The sequence below is a fragment of the Opitutaceae bacterium TAV5 genome (assembly GCA_000242935.3).
GTDB lineage: Bacteria > Verrucomicrobiota > Verrucomicrobiia > Opitutales > Opitutaceae > Geminisphaera.
The window spans coordinates 4,571,346-4,590,115 of sequence record CP007053.1; the positions used below are offsets into that span (position 1 = coordinate 4,571,346).

Annotated in this window: 13 protein-coding genes; 8 read left to right on the forward strand and 5 right to left on the reverse strand. The window is 66.5% G+C overall.

Translation table 11 applies throughout. The features are described 5' to 3' along the window. Positions 1-177: 177 nt before the first annotated feature. The 5 genes from OPIT5_19460 to OPIT5_19480 all read right to left on the reverse strand — a co-directional run bounded on the left by OPIT5_19460 (position 178) and on the right by OPIT5_19480 (position 5,897). Positions 178-1,428 carry a branched-chain amino acid ABC transporter substrate-binding protein gene (locus OPIT5_19460; GenBank protein AHF92088.1) on the reverse strand — a complete coding sequence of 417 codons (1,251 nt, stop codon included), beginning with the start codon at positions 1,426-1,428 and terminating at the stop codon, positions 178-180. Positions 1,429-1,684: 256 nt separating this feature from the next. Further along, positions 1,685-2,692 carry a hypothetical protein gene (locus OPIT5_19465; protein ID AHF92089.1) on the reverse strand — a complete coding sequence of 336 codons (1,008 nt, stop codon included), beginning with the start codon at positions 2,690-2,692 and terminating at the stop codon, positions 1,685-1,687. A 329-nt stretch (positions 2,693-3,021) separates the two neighbouring features. Continuing rightward, entirely contained in the window at positions 3,022-3,747 is a 726-nt protein-coding gene (locus OPIT5_19470; GenBank protein AHF92090.1) for a GDSL family lipase, read from the reverse strand. A gap of 54 nt (positions 3,748-3,801) precedes the next feature. After that, positions 3,802-5,178: a histidine kinase gene (locus OPIT5_19475; protein ID AHF92091.1), complete on the reverse strand. Its 1,377-nt coding sequence runs from the start codon at positions 5,176-5,178 to the stop codon at positions 3,802-3,804. Continuing rightward, positions 5,175-5,897, reverse strand: coding sequence for a chemotaxis protein CheY (locus OPIT5_19480; protein AHF92092.1), 723 nt, complete (start codon positions 5,895-5,897; stop codon positions 5,175-5,177). Before OPIT5_19480 ends, OPIT5_19475 begins: the two co-directional genes overlap by 4 nt. A gap of 142 nt (positions 5,898-6,039) precedes the next feature. Between OPIT5_19480 and OPIT5_19485 the strand changes: the two genes are divergently transcribed. The 8 genes from OPIT5_19485 to OPIT5_19520 all read left to right on the forward strand — a co-directional run bounded on the left by OPIT5_19485 (position 6,040) and on the right by OPIT5_19520 (position 18,762). Next, positions 6,040-7,464 (forward strand): RND transporter, encoded by a 1,425-nt coding sequence (locus tag OPIT5_19485; protein ID AHF92093.1) that lies wholly within the window; start codon positions 6,040-6,042, stop codon positions 7,462-7,464. A gap of 50 nt (positions 7,465-7,514) precedes the next feature. After that, positions 7,515-8,477, forward strand: a complete 963-nt coding sequence (locus OPIT5_19490; GenBank protein ID AHF92094.1) for a beta-lactamase — start codon at positions 7,515-7,517, stop codon at positions 8,475-8,477. Then, positions 8,474-9,625, forward strand: a complete 1,152-nt coding sequence (locus tag OPIT5_19495) for an RND transporter (protein ID AHF92095.1) — start codon at positions 8,474-8,476, stop codon at positions 9,623-9,625. Before OPIT5_19490 ends, OPIT5_19495 begins: the two co-directional genes overlap by 4 nt. Positions 9,626-9,651: 26 nt before the next feature. After that, positions 9,652-12,804 (forward strand): acriflavine resistance protein B, encoded by a 3,153-nt coding sequence (locus OPIT5_19500; protein ID AHF92096.1) that lies wholly within the window; start codon positions 9,652-9,654, stop codon positions 12,802-12,804. A gap of 95 nt (positions 12,805-12,899) precedes the next feature. Next, positions 12,900-13,580 carry an ABC transporter gene (locus OPIT5_19505; protein AHF92097.1) on the forward strand — a complete coding sequence of 227 codons (681 nt, stop codon included), beginning with the start codon at positions 12,900-12,902 and terminating at the stop codon, positions 13,578-13,580. Between the two features lie 183 nt (positions 13,581-13,763). Continuing rightward, a complete protein-coding gene (locus OPIT5_19510; protein ID AHF92098.1) occupies positions 13,764-16,352 on the forward strand; it encodes an ABC transporter permease in 2,589 nt (862 codons plus the stop codon). A gap of 252 nt (positions 16,353-16,604) precedes the next feature. After that, on the forward strand, positions 16,605-17,903 hold the full coding sequence (locus OPIT5_19515) for a porin (protein AHF92099.1): 1,299 nt from the start codon (positions 16,605-16,607) through the stop codon (positions 17,901-17,903). 40 nt (positions 17,904-17,943) lie between these two features. Further along, positions 17,944-18,762 carry a phosphate-binding protein gene (locus OPIT5_19520; protein AHF92100.1) on the forward strand — a complete coding sequence of 273 codons (819 nt, stop codon included), beginning with the start codon at positions 17,944-17,946 and terminating at the stop codon, positions 18,760-18,762. Positions 18,763-18,770 lie beyond the last annotated feature (8 nt).

An 18,770-nucleotide genomic window follows, 5' to 3' on the forward strand; every position in this document is an offset into this window, starting at 1 on the left:
CTCATTCCCCAAACTGGAGGTGCGGGATGGCAGGAAGAGAGGGCGCGGGGGGCGACGCTTCGCGTCGTCACCACAGGCCTTTTCCGGCTGGAAAAGTCGAGGCCTGTGGCCTACGTAGCGGCATGCCTCTGTGCATGCCATCTGATGCGGGCGGGACGCCCGCGCCACTCCTCCTTCTTACTTGAATTTTCCTTTCAGGAAGGGTTCGCCGTAGACCTGTTCATAGGACTTGAGGATCTTGAACTGGCCGTCGGGGAGAGTCTCGCCGACATAGACGTTCTTGGTGACGTGGTGATTCTTTTGCACGGTGGCCTTGCCGCCGGGACCGTCGAAGGCGATGTCACCGGATTCCAGCGCCTCGCGGACCTTGTCCACATCGAAGGAGCCGGCCTTCTCGACCGCGGCTTTCCAGAGGTAGACGCCATCATAGGAGAGCACCATGGGACTGTTGGTCACGCGGCCTTTTTTCTCGATGCCGGGGACGGTGCTCTTTTCGAGCCAGGCGAAGAACTTTTTCTTGAACTCGGCGTTGGCCGGAGTGTCGAGCGACATGAAGTAGCTCCAGGCTCCGAGGTGGCCGACAAGGTCCTTCGTGGGCAGGCCGCGGAATTCGTCCTCGGAAACGGAGAACGACATCACCGGGCAGTCGGCGGAGTCGATGCCGGCGTTGGCGAGTTCACGGAAGAACGGGACGTTGGTGTCGCCGTTGAGCGTGGAGACGACGCAGGCGTCGCCGGAGGCGGCGAACTGTTTGATCTCGGAAACGATCTGCTGGTAGTCGGTGTGGCCGAAGGGCGTGTACTTCTCGATGATCGCCGACTCGGGGATGCCCTTGCTGGCGAGGTACTCCTTGAGGACGAGGTTCGTGGTGCGCGGATAGACGTAGTCGGAACCGAGCAGGTAGAATTTTTTCTTTCCGAGCTCTCCGAGCAGGTAATCGACGCCGGGCGTGGCTTGCTGGTTAACGGCCTCGGCGGTGTAGAAGATGTTTTTGGAAAGCTCCTCGCCCTCGTATTGCACGGGGTAGAAGAGGAGTCCGTTGTTCTTCTCGTAAACCGGGAGCACGGACTTGCGGCTGACGGAGGTCCAGCAGCCGAAGGTCACGGCGACCTTGTCCTGTTCGAGGAGCTGGGTGGCCTTTTCGGCGAAGAGCGGCCAGTTCGAGGCGCCGTCGACGACAACGGGTTCGATCTTCTTGCCGAGCACGCCGCCGGCGGCGTTGATCTCGTCAAAGGTGAACAGGAGAACGTCGCGCAGGGACGTTTCGCTGATGGCCATGGTGCCGCTGAGCGAGTGGAGGACGCCGACCTTGACGGTGTCCTGGGCCTGGGCGAGCGGAGCGGTGGCGAGGGTCGCGGTGGTGGCGGCGACGGCGGCGGCGAGCGCGAGAGCGCGGGAGCCGGGCATGCGATTCATTTTTGCGGTCATAGGTTCAGGTTCGGAACTTTACAGATGTTGGTTTCAGACAGGCAGGTGGTGGTTTCCTGACCGGGGTGAAGGGCGCATGGATACAAAACTGGCAGAATGACAGCGGCTGTGGTTGCGGGCACAGCCGCCGGGAAAAATCGGCCGCGCGCAGGATGTCACAAGGAAAGCCCGCGCGCGGCGGTCATACAGGAGGGCGGCAGAGGCGCGGAAGAAGCACGCTGCCGCCCGGAATGTCCAGGCGGTACGGATACCGCGCTCAGAACTGGAAGAGAGCCTGCACGCCGTAGAACCATTCGCTGTCGCTGTCCTTCCAGTCGGTGTAGGAAACTTCAGCGCGAACGCTCAGGTACTTGTTGAAGGCGTAGGTGGGGGAGACGGTGTACTTGAAGCCGTCGTCGTTGCCATCCGAACCGTCGACACCGCTGATCCGGGCAATGCCGGACACCTTGTCGGTGAAGGCGTACTGGGCGAGCACGAGCCAGGAATAGTTGGCCTGGTTTTCGGCGTAGGCGAATTCACCGGCGAGGGTGAGCTTCTCGTTGACCGCATAGCTGGCCCAGAAGTCGAGGACGAACTGGCTGCCTTCGAGAGGACGATCCGGATCGGGATTTCCTTTAATTCCATCGTTGTTGCCGGTGTCGAAGCCGACGCCGAGGAACAGCGTCAGGCTGTCGATGCCGGTATAGCTGACGTAAGCCTCGAAGCCGACATCACTGAAATCGCCATCACCCTCGAAGAAACCGTCCGCTCCGCCTTGCAGCGAGTCGAGGACCGCCACGCCGACGGCGAAATCCTTGCCGGCATAATCGACCTTCACGCCGGTGTGGTAGCCGGGAATGCCGGCGACCAAGGCGTAGGAGATCTGCGTCATGGCGACGGGATAAAACGATTCGTAACCGAGGTAGCTCAGGAACTTGCCGCCAGTGATGGTGAAATCGCCCGTTGTCCACGAAGCGTAGATGTCGAGAATGCCCGAATCGTTTTCGTCATCCCGGCCCGGAACGTAGAGGAGGCTGACGTAGCCGGTGAAGTCCTGGTATTTCCCGGTGATGCCGAACTTGGCGGAATCATATTGCTCGGCGCCGGAGTTGAACAGCGTCGAGGTCTTTTTCCCCGCGCCGGGATCCTTGTCGGTGATCAGGCCTGCGGCGACGGCATAGCCATCGACGGACAGGTATTCGTTGATGGCTACTTCGGCGAAGGCCGGGGCTGCTACGGCTGCGGCGGTGAGACCGAGGCCGGCTAATTTCAGGCAGTTTTTCATAGGTATGGTTCAGGTTTTTTTTGGTCTGCCCGACGTCCCTGTCCGATGATTCGGAAAAATCCCGGAACCACTGGACCTGGCGAAACGGGCAACATTCCCATAGCCAGAATGATGCCAGCCTCTCCGGCTTTTTGAAAAAAATTCAACTGAATGATACTTAGTATGATAAAGCACTCAAACCGGCATGGAGGCCCGTTGCGGGCGGACCCGGAAACGCGGGAGGGGCCGGGATGCAGGTCGCACACCGTGAGGCAGAAACAGCATTTCTCCGCCGCTGCGTGTTGTCGCTGCGAACGCGAGTGCCGCCGGTCGCCGGTCTCCGGCTCCTGCTACGGCTCGCGCAGCACCGGCTCGAGCGCCTTCCAGACGACGTCGGCCACGAGACGGTGGCCTGCGGCGTTGGGATGGAATCCGTCGTCGAGATTCAGTTCCGGCCGGCCGCCGACGCCTTCCAGCAGGAACGGGATGAGGGTCGCGTGGTTGGCTTTCGCCAGCTCGGGGAAAACCGCCGCGAAGGCCGGGGCGTAGTCGCCCATGCTGGTCGGCATCTGCATGCCGGCGATCACGATGCGCGTGGACGGATTTTTCGCGCGCACCTTGTCGATGATGCCTTGCAGGTTCTGTTTCGTCATCTCCGGGGAGAGGCCGCGCAGGCCGTCGTTGCCGCCCAGTTCCAGCACAAAAACGTCCACCGGCTGGCGGAGTATCCAGTCGATCCGGCGCAGCCCGCCCGCCGACGTCTCGCCGCTCAGGCCGGCGTTGACCACGCGCCAGGCGCCGGCCGGCGCCGGTGCGTTTTCTGCCGCGGCGGCCTCGATCCGCTGTTGCACCAGCCCCGGGAAGGCCTGCGTCGCCGGGTCCTCCAGCCCGTAGCCCGCGGTGAGGCTGTCGCCGAAAAACAGGATCGTGCGGGTCGCGGGCGTTGTCGCCGGCTGCGCGGAGCCGGGCCGGACCGCGCCGCCCGTCGCCGCGAGCACGAGGAAAAACAACGCGAGTCCGCGGCGGAGGCCGGGACCGCGAACAACACCGTCAGTTGCTGACCACATGCAGAGCATGAGTGAGCAACCTCGCCGGAATGTCGAGCCACCCGGCCGGATCGCTCTTCCTGCTCAGTCGCGGGGCAGGCGCAACACGACCCGCAGGCCGCCGCCTTCGCGGTTGGCGAGGGCAATCTCGCCACCATGCGCGTGCATGATCGTGCGCGCGATGGCCAGCCCGAGTCCCACGCCGCCGGTGGCGCGGTTGCGCGAACGCTCCAGCCGCACGAAGGGCGCGAAAACGCGTTCGCGATCTTCCTCGGGGATGCCGGGCCCGTCGTCATCGACCTGGATATCCAGCCACTCCTCCGTCGGCGACATCCGCACGCGCGCGCAGTCACCATAGCGGACGGCGTTTTCGATCACATTGCGCAGCGCCCGGCGCAAGGCATCCGGACGGCAACGCCACGCGATGCGCCTGACTTCGGTCGCCGTCACATTCTGGCCGAGGTCGGCAAAGTCGTCGCAGAGGCTTTCGATGAGCGCGTCGATGTTGACCGTGCGCGTGGGTTCGACCGTGGCGTCCTCCCGGGCGAAAGCCAGCGTGGCCTCGGTCATGGCCTTCATCTCGTCGAGCGTGGAGATCAGCTTTTCGCGGATGGCGGAGTCCTCGACAAATTCCGCCTGGAGGCGGAGGGAGGTGATCGGCGTGCGCAGGTCGTGGCTGATCGCCGCCATCATCCGCGTGCGGTCCTCGACGAAGCGGCGGATGCGCAGCTGCATCCGGTTAAACGCCGCCGCCGTGCGCCGGATGTCGTCGGCGCCCTCCTCCGGCAGGAGCGGCGCCTCCTCGCCGCGCCCGAGCGCCTCGGCCGACCGGGTCAGGCGCCCGAGCGGACGCCCCACGCGGCGCGTCGCGAGCACCGCCGCCAGCGACAGCAGCAGCGCCGTGATGATGAACGACACATAATAGAAGGAAAGAGGCCCCGACGTCGCCCACGGTTTGGCGTAGACGCAGTTGAGCCACTGCCCGTCCTGCGTGCGCAGGGCGAGGCCGAAGCCGTTCCAGGCATCGAGCTGCAAAAAACGCGCCGGGCGTTCTCCCGCCCAGTCTGCCGGACCGAGGATCGTCCACGTCGCACCGGCGATCACCGGCACGTCCGCCTCGGCGACCCCGCGGCCGGCCGCATTCCACGAGCGCATCAGCTGGCTGCGCGCGGTCTGTTGCCAGAGGGCCGTGTCGTCGGGAGCTTCGGCGGACAGCCAGTAGCGCGCCACGATGGTGCCGGTCGCGCGCAGGATTTCGGGATGCAGCGATTCGGCCGTGGTGTCCACCAGGCGCGCCGCCGAGGCCGTGCGGGTGAAAAAATCGTCGCGCTGCACCTCGCGCAGCGCATGCACGCGCTCGCTGCGGTAGATGACGAAAAAAAACACCTGCGAGAGCACGAGGGCCGCCAGCATCAGGGCGATCCACTGGCTCGTGAGGCTTCGCATCCAGAAGGGTTTCATTCGGGCGAGACCTTTCCGGTAAAACAGTAGCCGTCGCCCCAGTGCGTCCTGATCAGGACGGGGACCTTCGGGTCGGGCTCGATCTTGCGACGCAGCCGGCTGATCTGGCTGTCGATGCTGCGATCCCAGGCCATGGCCGTGCGGCCGATGGTGAGATCGAGCAACTGGTCGCGGCTGAGGACCATGCCCGGGTATTCGAGCAACACGGACAGCAGGCGAAACTCCGCCGTGCTCAGCGGCGTGGCCACGCCGTCGGCGCTGATCACTTCGCGCCGGCTCGCGTCGAGCACCTGGTCGCCGAAGCGCACACGGCCGGCCCGGGAGGCGCTGCGTGGCGGCGGCAGCGCGCGGGCGCGCCGGAGCACGGCCTTGATGCGCGCGAGGAGCTCCCGCGGATTGAAGGGTTTGACCAGATAATCGTCGCCGCCGATTTCGAGGCCCACGATCCGGTCCGCATCCTCGGCCATCGCCGTGAGAAAGATCACCGGCAGGTGCGGACTGGTGGCGCGCAGATGCCGGCACAGGGCCAGTCCATCCTCGCCGGGCATCATGATGTCGAGCACCAGCAGGTCGGGCGTGCAGTGTTCCAGGAGTCGCCGGAAGGCCGCCGCATGCTCGATCGTGCTCACCCGGTATCCGTGCTGGCCCAGGTAACGGCCCACGAGTTCACGGATGTCCCGGTGATCATCGACGACAGCTATATGGGGAAGCGGATCCATGCGGCGTTCCTCCATGCCTGGCACATGGACGCGGCGACTGCGCGGAGAAAATTGTGGCAAAGTGTGTCAACCGGGCGAACCGCAACACTTCGCTACAAAAAACCATCTCCCTGCCATACTTTCGGGCCAGGGCCGTGCTATCATGGGCGTTCGCCATCGTCCCATGTCTTCCCGCCACGCGCTGCTTCCGTCCATTATTGTCCTGATTTCCCTTTCGGGCTGCGCCGTCGGCCCGGATTACCGGAAACCCGACACCCCGGCGCCTGCCGCCTGGGCCGAGCCCGGGCCGTGGAAGGTCTCCGCGCCGCGCGATCACCTGCCCAAGGGGGAATGGTGGACCGTTTACAACGATCCCGTCCTCGACCGCCTGGCGGCGCAGGCCACCGCCGCCAGTCCCACGATCCGGGCCGCCCTCGCCCGCCGCGACCAGGCCCGAGCCATCGCCCGCATCGATTCGTCCGCACTGTATCCGCAACTCGATGTCAATGCCGAGGCCGAGCGCGGTCGCACCGCTCCCAATCGCCGCACCGGCGCCTCTGCGTATACGGACAACACCTTCACGCTTCCGCTCGACCTCAGCTACGAAATCGACCTCTGGGGCCGGGTCCGCCGGCTCGACGAAGGGGCGCGCGCCCGCGCCGCCGCCAGCGAAGCCGATTATCACAACGTCCTGCTCGGCGTGCAGGCCGACGTTGCCCACACGTATTTTTCGCTCCGCGCTCTCGATGCCGAGCGCGCCCTCGTGGCCCGCAACGTCGAAAGCCGCCGCCGCTCGCTCGAGATCGTGCAACAACGCCACGCCCTCGGGGCCAGCGGCCTGCTCGACACCAGCCTGGCCGAGACCGAACTCGCCACCTCCGAGGACAGCCTGATCGAGATCGACCGCAACCGTACGGCCCTCCGCCATTCCCTCGCCGTGCTGTGCGGGCAGTTGCCCGAAGGCTTCGAACTCGACGAGGATCCCGCCGCCGCCCTCGCCGCCGTGCCCGCCATCCCGCTCGGCCTGCCCTCCGAACTGCTCGAACGCCGTCCCGATGTCGCTTCGGCCGAACGCAGCGTCGCAGCCGCCAACGCCGGCATCGGCGTCGCCAAGGCCGCCTTCTTCCCGACCATCACGCTCTTCGGCTCCGCCGGCTACAGCAGCAACGACCTCGACTCGCTCCTGAGCCGGAGCAGCCGCGAATGGTCGCTCGGCCCCGGCATCTCGCTCCCGATCTTCCATGGAGGCCGCAACACCGCCGGCTATCGCCAGGCCATGGCCGTGTGGGAGGAGGCCCTCGCCAACTATCGCCAGAGCGTGCTCGTCGCTTTCCAGGAAGTGGAGACCGCCCTCTCCGACCTGCGCCGGCTGGGCGAGCGCGGCGTCGTCATCGACCGCGCCGTGGTTTCCTCGCGCCGGGCCGCCACCCTCGTCCTCGAGCGTTACCGCGCCGGCCAGGTCGGCTACCTCGACGTCACCGACGCCGAGCGCACCGCCATCGTCAACGAACGCGCCGCCGTGCAACTTCGCGGCCAGCAACTCGTCTCCAGTGTCATCCTCGTCAAGGCGCTCGGAGGCGGCTGGTGACCTGCCGCCGCCTGCCTGCGCCGCTACCGGAAAACCTGCCGCCGATCCCGATGAAAAAACACCTTCTCCGCCGAGTCCTTTCCCTCCTTCTCGCCTCCTCCGCCACCGTCGCCGCGCTGGCCGAGCCGCCCCCGCAGCAGAAAAAACAGGCGCCCGGCTACTACCGGATGGCTCTCGGAGACTTCGAGGTCATCGCGCTTTCGGACGGTTACTCCAACCAGAACCCCGGGCTCCTCACCGGAGCCGACCCGGCGGAGATAAAGGACCTCCTCGACCGCGCTTTCGTCCCCGCCGCGCCGGCCATGGCCACCTCGGTCAACGCCTTTCTCGTCCACACGGGCGCCGGCCTCATCCTCTTCGACACCGGCGGAGGCGGCGCTCTCGGGCCCACGCTCGGGCAGGTCGCCCGAAACCTGGCCGCGTCCGGCTACCGTCCCGATCAGGTGGATACCGTCATCCTCACCCACCTGCATCCCGATCACGTCTGCGGATTGCTCGCGACCGACGGCCAGCCCGTTTTCCCCGGCGCCACCGTCCTCGTGTCCCGGCCCGAAGCCGATTACTGGCTGGGCGATGCCCCGGAATCCGCCGCGGCGCGCGCCCGCGCCGCCCTCGCGCCTTACATCGCCGCCGGCCGGTTCAGGACGCACGATGCCGCCGGCCCCGTGCTTCCGCACGTGGAGGCGATCGCCACGCCCGGGCACACCCCGGGGCACACCAGCTACCTCGTCGAATCCCGCGGCCAGCGCCTCCTCGTCTGGGGCGACATCGTGCACAGCCAGGCCACGCAGTTCGCCCGTCCGGACATCGCCATCTCCTTTGACACCGACCAGGCCCGGGCCATCGCCACCCGCAAGAAAACCTTCGCGCTCGCCGTTTCCGGGAAACTCCTGGTTGCCGGCGCGCATCTTCCGTTCCCCGGCCTCGGTCACGTCCGCGCCGGCGAGGCCGGTGACGCCTTTGCCTGGGTCCCCGTCGAATTCGCCTCCGTTACCGCTGCTCTACCACAATGAAAACCCGCTGGATCCTCCTGCTCGTCCTCGTCGTCGCCCTCGGCGCTTTTTTCGCCTGGCGTCACTCCGCCGCCAGGCCCTCCGGGGCCGGTGGCGCGGCCAACGGCAACGGCCACGACGACGCGGCCCGCGCCGTCCCCGTCGTGCTCGCCGAAGTCACCCGGCGCGACGTGCCGGTCTGGCTCTCCGGCCTCGGCACCGTGCAGGCTTTCAACACCGTCACCGTCCGCCCCCGGGTCAGCGGCACCCTCGACACGGTCAACTTCACCGAGGGCCAGTCCGTCAAGGAAGGCGACGTCCTCGCCCGGATCGACCCGCGCCCCTACCGCGCCACCCTCGAACAGGTCCTCGCCAAAAAGGCCCAGAACGAAGCCCTCCTGGCCAACGCCCGCCTCGACCTCACCCGCGTGCGCGCTCTCGTCGAAAGCGATGCCGAGAGCCGCCGCCTCCTGGAGCAGCAGGAAGCGACCGTATCCCAGCTGATCGCCATCCTCCAGGCCGACCAGGCCGCGATCGATGCCGCCCGGCTCGATCTGGATTTCACGACTCTCCGCGCTCCCATCGCCGGGCGCACCGGCGTCCGCCTTCTCGACGCCGGCAACATCGTCACGGCCAACCAGGGCGCGGGCCTTGTCGTGATCACGCAACTCCAGCCGGTCTCGGTCCTTTTCACGCTTCCCCAGCAATACCTCGACGAGTTCAGCGCCCACCTCCGGCCCGATTCGCCGGAACTCCTCACCCAGGCGGTCACCGACGACGGCCGCGTGCTCGCCGAAGGGCGGCTCGCCCTCGTGGACAACCAGATCGACACCACCACCGGCAACCTCCGCCTCAAGGCCACCTTCGCCAACGAAGACCTCTCGCTCTGGCCCGGCCAGTTTGTCTCCGCCCGCGTGCTGGTGGCGACGCGCAAGGACGCCATCGTCGTCCCCACCGAGGTCATCCAGCCCGGCCTCGACGGCCCCTTCGCGTACGTCGTCAAGGCCGACCACACGGTCGAGGCCCGCCCCGTCAAACCCGGTTACACCGTTGACGGCTTCACGATCATCGGAGGCCTCGAACCCGGGGATCGCGTCGTCCGCGACGGGCAGAGCAAGCTCAAGCCCGGCGCGTCCGTCGCTCCCGTTACGGAGGAGAAAAAGCCATGAAGCCCGACACCGGCAGCCATTCCGGCATCTCCACGCCGTTCATCAAGCGGCCCATCGCCACCGCGCTGCTCACGATCGGCGTCTTTCTGGTCGGTCTCGTCGCGTTTCCCTTTCTCCCGGTCGCACCGCTCCCGCAGGTCGAGTTCCCCACCATCCAGGTTTCCGCCAGTCTTCCCGGCGCCAGCCCCGAGACCATGGCCTCGTCCGTGGCCACGCCGCTGGAAAACCAGCTCGCGCTCATCCCCGGCATCACCCAGATGTCTTCCTCCAGCGGGCTGGGCAGCGTCTCCATCACCATCCAGTTTGACCTCGATGTGAACATCGACGCGGCCGCGCAGGAGGTCCAGTCCGCCATCAACGCCGCCGGCGGCCAGCTCCCCACCGAGCTGCCGAACCCGCCGACCTACCGCAAGGTCAACCCTGCCGACTCGCCCATCATGCTGCTCAGCGTCGTCTCCGACGTGCTCCCGCTCACCGAGGTCAGCGACTACGCCAACATCGTCGTCGCCCAGCAGCTCTCCCAGCTCCGCGGCGTCGCCCAGGTGGACATCATGGGCGAACAAAAACCCGCCATCCGCGTGCAGGTGGATCCCGCCCGGCTCGCCTCCCTCGGCCTCGGTCTCGAGGACGTGCGCGGCGTCATCGCCTCCTCCACCGTCAACTCGCCCAAGGGCAGCCTCAACGGCCCCCGCCAGAGCCTCTCCATCTACGCCAACGACCAGTTGCTGGACGCCGGGCCCTACAACGATCTCATTCTCGCGTATCGCAACGGCGCCCCCATCCGGGTGCGCGATGTCGGCCGCGCCATCGCCGGGCCCGAGGACGTCCGCTCCGCCGCGCTCGTCAACAACAAGCGCGGCGTCGGCATCATCATCCGCAAGCAATCCGACGCCAACGTCATCGAGACGGTCGAGCGCATCCGCGAGCTCATCCCCGAGCTCCAGGCCGCCATGCCGCCCGCCATCAGGATCGATGTCCTCAGCGACCGCATGCGCACCATCCGCGCCTCCGTCCAGGAAGTCGAGTTTCACCTCGTCCTCACCATGGCGCTCGTCACCGGCGTCGTGTTCCTGTTCCTGCGCAACCTCCGCGCCACGCTCATTTCCAGCGCCGTCGTGCCCATCTCCATCGTGGCGACGTTTGCCGTCATGCACCTGCTCGGCTACAGCCTCAACAACCTCTCGCTCATGGCGCTCACCATCTCGGTCGGCTTCGTCATCGACGACGCCATCGTCATGCTCGAGAACATCTACCGCTACATCGAGGAGGGCATGAAACCGATGGACGCCGCGCTCCGGGGCGCCAGCGAGATCGGGTTCACCATTCTCTCCATCAGCGTCTCGCTCGTGGCGGTCTTCATCCCCGTGCTCCTCATGGGCGGCATCGTCGGCCGGCTCTTTCGCGAATTCGCGGTCACCGTCACCATCGCCGTGCTCGTCTCCGGCTTCATCTCGCTGACGTTCGTGCCCATGATGTGCTCGCGCTTCCTGCGCCACCAGGAGCCCGCCGCGCCGGGTTCCCCGCGCCGCACCTTCCGCGAACGGTTTTATGCCGTCCTGGAAAAATTCTTCGGCGGCATCGAGCGCCTTTACGAACGCGCCCTCCGCATCGTCCTGCGGCACCAGCGCCTCACGCTCGCCTCGCTGTTCCTCACCTTCGCCGTCACCGCCCTCGTCTTCATCAAGATGCCCAAGGGCTTTTTTCCGCAGCAGGACACCGGCTTCCTCAACGCCACCATCGAGGCCGCGCCCGACATCTCGTTCGAGGCCATGAGCCGGCGCGCCTTCGAGGTCGGCGAGATCATCAAGGCCGATCCCGCCGTGCTCGCTTTCCAGAGCCGCATCGGCGGCGGCGGCCGCGGCGGTTCCTCGGCCAACAACAGCCGCCTGTGGATCACGCTCAAGGAACGCGGCGAACGCGACTCCGCCTGGGATGTCATCGCCCGCCTTCGCAAGGCCACCGCCGGCATCCCGGGCATCACCCTCTTCATGCAGGCGCAGCAGGATATCAACGTCGGCGGCATCTCTTCCAAGACGCAGTTCCAGTACACCCTGCGCAACGCCGACCTCGACGAGCTCAACGCCTGGGCGCCGCGCATTCTCGACCGCCTGGAAAAACTCCCCGAGCTTCGCGACGTCACCTCCGACCAGCAATCCACCGCGCCCGCCCTCAGCGTCGAGATCGACCGCCAGGCCGCCTCGCGCTTCGGCATCCAGACGCAGGCCATCAACGCCACCCTCTACAACGCCTTCGGCCAGCGCCAGGTCACGCAGTTCTACACGCAGGTCAGCCAGTACAAGGTCATCATCGAGGTGCCGCCCGAGCTCCAGACCGATCCCTCGACGTTCGACCGCCTCTTCCTGCGCTCCCCGCTCACGGGCGGGCAGGTGCCGCTCTCCGCCCTGGTGAAGTTCGACACCGCCGCCTCGAAACCGCTTTCGATCAACCACCTCGGCCAGTACCCGGCGGTGACGATTTCCTTCAACCTCGCGCCCGACGTCGCGCTCGGCCACGCCGTGTCTGCCGTCGAGCGGACCGTCCGCGAGATGGGCGCGCCGGCCACGCTGACCGGCAGCTTCCAGGGCACGGCGCAGGCGTTCCAGTCCTCGCTGCGTTCGCAACCCTGGCTGATCCTCGCGGCGGTCGTCACGATCTACATCATCCTCGGCATGCTCTACGAGAGCTTCATCCATCCGCTCACGATTCTCTCCACGCTGCCCTCCGCCGGCCTCGGCGCGTTGCTCACTCTCTGGGCCTTCGGCCACGACATCGGCGTCATCGCCATCATCGGCATCCTGTTGCTGATCGGCATCGTGAAAAAGAACGCCATCATGATGATCGACTTCGCCATCGAGGCCGAGCGGGGCCGCGGGCTGCCGTCGGAGGAAGCGATTTTCGAGGCCTGCATGAAACGCTTCCGCCCCATCCTCATGACGACCATCGCCGCGATGCTGGGCGGCATCCCGCTCGCGCTCGGGCACGGCGACGGCTCGGAACTCCGCCAGCCGCTCGGCTACGCCATTGTCGGCGGCCTCGCCCTGAGCCAGTTGCTCACGCTCTTCACGACGCCGGTTGTCTACCTGTACTTCGACCGCCTGGTGGAGCGCCTCCGTCGCCGCAAACCGCAGGAAGCGTACGAACCGCCCGCCGCCTCCGGCCTGCCTGTATCGGGAAAATAGTGACCGGTGCGCCCCTGCGGGAGAAAAACCGCCGTCAATCTGCACACGGGGCTGGCAACATACCCTGTGCCGGCATTTCCTGAACCCCTGCACGCATGAGCGAAGAACAACCCGTCCTCAGAGTCGAACAACTCACCCAGACCTATCCCACCGCCGCCGGCCCTCTCACCGTGCTGCGCGATGTGAGCTTTGCGCTGCATGCCGGGGAAACGCTCGCCATCGTCGGCCCCTCGGGCAGCGGCAAGACCACGCTGCTCGGCCTCTGCGCCGGCCTTGACCGTCCCGGCGCCGGACGCGTCACCTTGGCCGGCGCCGATCTCGGCGCGCTCTCCGAGGACGGCCGCGCCCGCGTGCGCAACGAAAACGTCGGGTTCGTCTTCCAGAACTTCCAGCTCATCCCCACGCTCACCGCGCTCGAAAACGTGCTCGTCCCCCTCGAACTGCGCGGTCAGGCCGGCGCACGCTCCGGCGAGGCCCGCGCCCTGCTCGAACGCGTGGGGCTCGGCTCCCGCACGGACCATTATCCCGTGCAGCTTTCCGGCGGCGAGCAGCAGCGCGTGGCGCTCGCCCGCGCTTTCATCAACACGCCGCGCATCCTCTTCTGCGACGAGCCGACCGGAAACCTCGATCACGCCACGTCGCGCTCCGTCATCGAGCTGCTTTTCGGCTTCAACCGCGAACGCGGCACCACGCTCGTCCTCGTCACCCACGACTCCGAACTCGCCTCCCTCTGCCAGCGCAGCCTGCGCCTGCGCGACGGTGTCGTGGTAGATTAAATACAAAAAAATTACACGGATGGGAGGTTCTGAAAATTGAACAGAAGGCAACGAAGAGAACGAAGAACAACCAAGGAGGCTTACTGCGTCACTCCTGTTAACTTTATTAAATTCAATAACTTCTTATTCAGAATCTTCTTTGTTTTACCTTCGTTACCTTTGTTTCCTTCTGTTCAAAAATGAATTTTTAAAACTTCCCGGATGTTCCCGCTCCTCTTTGCCTGGCGCGATTCGCGCACCGCCCGCCGCCGCCTCTTTCTCTCGTCCACGGCGATCATGCTCGGCGTGGCGGCGCTCGTCGCCATCGGCTCGCTCGCCGACAACCTCCGCCGCGCCGTCGACCGGCAGGCGCGCTCGCTCCTCGGCGCCGACCTCGCCGTGACCTCGCGCAGCGGCTGGTCGCCGGAGATCGACGCCGCGCTCGACCACCTCGCCGCCCGCGTCCCCGGCAGCGAACAGGCACGCGAGGCGATGTTTTCCTCGATGGTCACCTTTCCGCAATCCGGCGGGCAGACGCGGCTGGCCACCATCCGCGCCTTCGAAGGCGCGTATCCGTTTTATGGTGATATCGTCACCGAACCCGCGACCCCCGCCGCCGGCGCGTCCTCGCTGCTGGCCGACGGCCGCTCGGCGCTGGTCGAGAAAACCCTGCTCGTGCAGTTCGGCGCGAAGGTCGGCGACCCGATCCGGCTCGGCCGCAAGACCTATGCCATCGCCGGCGCGCTCGACCAGATCCCCGGCGAAACCATGTCCGTCGCCACGCTTTCGCCGCGCGTGGTCGTGGCGCTTTCCTCGCTGCCCGAAACCGGCCTGCTCGGCTTCGGTTCGCTCGTGCGGCACCGCGCCTTTTTCCGTTTCCCGCCCGGCACCGATGTCGATGCGCTCGCCCGCGCCGAACGTCCCCGCCTCGAGGAGCTGCGCCTGCGCTTGCAGACCGTCTCCGGACGGCAGGAACAACTCGGCCGCTCCATCGAGAACATCCACGCCTTCCTCAGCCTCACCGGCTTCATCTCGCTCTTTCTCGGCGCGATCGGCGTGGCCAGCGCGATCCACGTCCACATCCGGCAAAAGCTGGCGACGGTCGCCATCCTGCGCTGCCTCGGCGCGAGTTCGCGGCAATGTTTTGCCGCCTACCTCGCGCAGGGTCTGGCGCTCGGCGTGTTCGGGGCCGGACTCGGCGCGGCGCTCGGCGTGGCCGTGCAACTCGCGCTGCCGACGACGCTGCACGCGATGCTGCCGGTGGACGTGGAGTTTTTCGTTTCCTGGCCGGCGGTCGCGCGTGGTTTTCTGGCCGGGCTGGGCATCTGTTTCCTGTTCACGCTGCTGCCGCTGCTGGCCGTCCGCCGGGTGCCGCCGCTCCGGGCATTGCGCGCCGCGTTCGAGCCGCCGGCCCCGCAATTCGATCCGTTGCGCTGGAGCGTGTACGGGCTGATCGTGGCCGCCGTCTTCGGTTTCGCTCTCTGGCAAACCGGACGCTGGACGCATGCGCTCGGCTTCGTCGGCGGCCTGCTCGCCGGGCTGGGCGTCCTCGCCGGCATCGCCCGCCTGCTGATGCTCGCGGCGCGGCGTGCGGTGCGCCTGTTGCCGGGGATTGCCGGCGGTTACGCCTGGCGGCAGGGCATTTCCAATCTTTATCGCCCCAACAACCGCACGCTGCTCCTGCTGCTTTCGCTCGGCCTCGGCACCTGCCTGCTGCTCACGCTCGGGCTCGCGCGCAGCACGCTGGTGGCGCAGCTCTCCGGCAGCGACGGTCGCGACCGCCCCAACCTGATGCTCTTCGACATCCAGGAAGACCAGGTGGCGCCGCTCACGGAAATCCTGCGCGGGCAGGGGGCGGAGATTCGCGACTCCGCCCCGATCGTCACCATGCAGCTCGCCTCGATCAAGGGCGTGCCGGTGGCCGACGTGCTGCGCGATCCGGGCAACGACATCCCGCGCTGGGCGCTCCGCCGCGAGTACCGTTCCACGTATCGCGGCGCGCTGGCCGCTTCCGAAAAACAGGTCGCGGGCGAGTTTACCGGCCGTTTTGCCGGCAACGCCGGCGGCGAGGACATTATCCCGATCTCCCTCGAGACCGGCCTGGCGAAAGACATGCACCTCGGGCTCGGCGACGAACTGGTTTTCGACGTGCAGGGCGTGCCGATGCGGACGCGCATCACCAGCCTGCGCGAAGTCGAGTGGCGGCAACTGTCGCCCAACTTTTTTGTGGTGTTTCCGGAAGGCGTGCTGGAGGGCGCGCCGCAGTTTCACGTCATGGCCGTGCGCACGGCCACCGCAGCCGATTCCGCGCGCGTGCAGCAGGCCGTGACCCAGGCCCTGCCCAACGTCTCGGCCATCGATCTGGCCATGGTCATGCAGACGCTCGACTCGATCTTTTCCAAAGTGGAGGCGGTGGTGCAGTTTATCGCGTTTTTCACGCTCGGCACGGGCATCATCGTGCTGGCGGGCGCGGTCCTCACGAGCCGGAGCCAGCGCATCCGCGAGATCGTGCTCCTGCGCACGCTCGGCGCGTCGGGGGCGCAGCTCATGCGCATCCAGATCGCGGAGTACGCGGCGCTCGGGCTGTTTGGCGCGCTGACCGGCGCGGCGCTGGCGATGGCCGCCAATGTCGCGCTGGCCCGCTTCGTTTTCGCCGCGCCGCCGGCGTTCCCCGCCGGCCTGCTGGCCGGGGCGGTCGCGGGCGTTGCCGCGCTGGCGGTGCTCACGGGGCTGCTTTCCGGCCGAGGACTCACGCGCCAGCCGCCGCTGGCGGTGCTGCGGCAGGAAGAGTAGGGCGCGTCGGAGCGGCGGCGTCCTCGCCGCCGGACGCGCGACAGCGCGCCTTCCGATCCTGCGGAGCAGTTGCCCCGTCCGGCGGCGGGGACGCCGCCGCTCCAATACCTGCCCAAGGCCTCTTTATCACTCCTTCGTAACAATTCCGCCACAGAATCGTAACATTTCCCTGTGAAGGTATGTCCGCGCCAGTCGCGGCAAGTCCGGGGCTGGCGCCAAACCAGAAACCAACACCCGGAACACACCACACATATGGTTACGATTCTCTCCAAACGGCTCGCGCTCCTCGGCGCAGCCACCCTCGCCACCACCACGGCGGCTCTGGCCAGCGACAGCGGCGCGCTCCTCGACGCGCTCGTCCGCAAAGGTGTCCTCACCGACCAGGAAGCCGAAGAAATTCGCGTGGACCTCACCAAGGAGGCCGACGCCTCCATCCTTTCCACCGTCTCCGGTGGCAAGTCCACGACCGGCCTCAAGATCACCGGCCGCGTCCAGGCGCAATATTACGCTCTCGATACCGACAGCAACAATTCCGCCCATAACAACCACTTCGGCCTCCGCCGCATTTACGTCGGCGCCAGCGCCAAACTCGGCCCCGCCTGGTCGGCCGAAGTCAACTACGACTTCGCCGGCGACGGCAGCTTCGACAAGGCTTTCATTCGCTGGGAAGGTGAATTCCTCGACCAGGACCTCGCCCTCGATTTCGGCCTGCGCAAGGTCAACGTCGGTTATGAAGAGTACACCTCGTCCGGCAGCCTGAAGGCGATCGAACGCTCCGCCGCGACCCGCTTCTTTGTCGAGGACAACAACGGCCGCCGCCTCGGCGCCGCCAGCTACCGCATCGGCGCCTTCGCCGACTTCAATTCCGCCGCCGCCGCCGGCAAGGCCACCGGCTTCTTCTACGGCGCGGCGATCACCAATCCCGAGCGCACCGATTCCGGCGACAAGACCACCGGTGACGACGAGAGCGATCTCTGGAACAACGACATGCCCGCCTTCTGGGTCAACGCCGGCTACAGCGGCAAGTTCTCCTCCGGCACCTGGACCATCGGGGCCGGTCTCGGTTACCTGCCCGACCAGGGTGGATGGGCCGGCGCTGCTCCGCGTGGCCGCGGCCAGGGTGATGATCTCACCATCGCGTCGCTCTACGGCACCACCACCATCGGCCGCTTCACGCTCGCGGGCGAAGTGCTGGCCGGCAAAGTCGACAACGGCGCCTACGGCGCCACCGACGACGCCTCGCCCTGGGGCATCTGGATCCAGCCCTCGTACCTGCTGACCGACAAGCTCGAGCTCGTCCTGCGCTACAGCCATGTCGACACCGACGGACGCGGCATCCGCGCTTCGGACGGCATCAAGTACGCCGCCGGTTCCGGCTTCCGCAACAAGATGGATGAGTACTACGCCGGCGTGAACTACTACTTCGTCGGCACCGATGTGAAATTCCAGCTCGGCTACGTCGGTGGCAAGACCAGCGGCGCCATCAACGGAGCCGCCGGCTCGGATGAAACCGTCTCCGGCATCCGCTCCCAGCTCCAGGTCAACTTCTGAACCTTCGTAAGGCTACAAAACTACAATCACTGTTAACGTCATGAAAAAATCCATCACTCTTTTCACCGCCGCCCTCGCGCTCGTCGCCGGCGCGGCATCGGCTTCCGCCCAGAAGCTCGTCATCAAGGGTTCCGACACGCTCGGCGCCAAGCTCGTGCCCATGCTGGCCGAGGAATACAAGGCGGAGCATCCCGGCATCTCGTTCGAGATCGCCGCCGAAGGCTCCACGACCGGCATCTCCGCGATCATCGACGGCACCGCCCAGATCGGCATGTCCTCCCGCCGCGCCAAGGCCACCGAAATCACCGGCGCCAGCGCCAAGGGCGTGACGCTCAAGCCCACCATCGTCGCCTACGACGGCATCGCGCTCATCGTGAACGCGAACAACTCCGTCACCGGCCTCAACAAACGCCAGGTCGAGCAGATCTTCACCGGCGACGTCACCGACTGGTCCGCGGTCGGCGGCACGCCCGGCGCGATTTCGGTCTACACCCGCAACACCTCCTCCGGCACCTATTCCGACTGGAAGGAACTCGCCATGAAGAAGCGCGACTATGCCGCCTCCTCGCAAAAGATGGCCGGCAACGAGCAGATCGTCTCCGAAGTCGCCCGCAACGCCAACGGCATCGGTTATGTCGGCCTCGCCTACATCAACGCCCCCGGCATCAAGGTCGTGGCCATCGAAGGCCACACCCCGAGCAAGGAAGAGGTGCAGGGCAAGAAGTATCCGTATGCCCGCCCCACGTTCTACTACACGAACGGCGAGCCCACCGGCGAAGCCGCCAAATTCCTCGAGTTCACGCTCAGCGACAAGGGCCAGCAGATCGCCGAGAAGATCGGGTTCGTGCCGATACGCTGAACGACGGC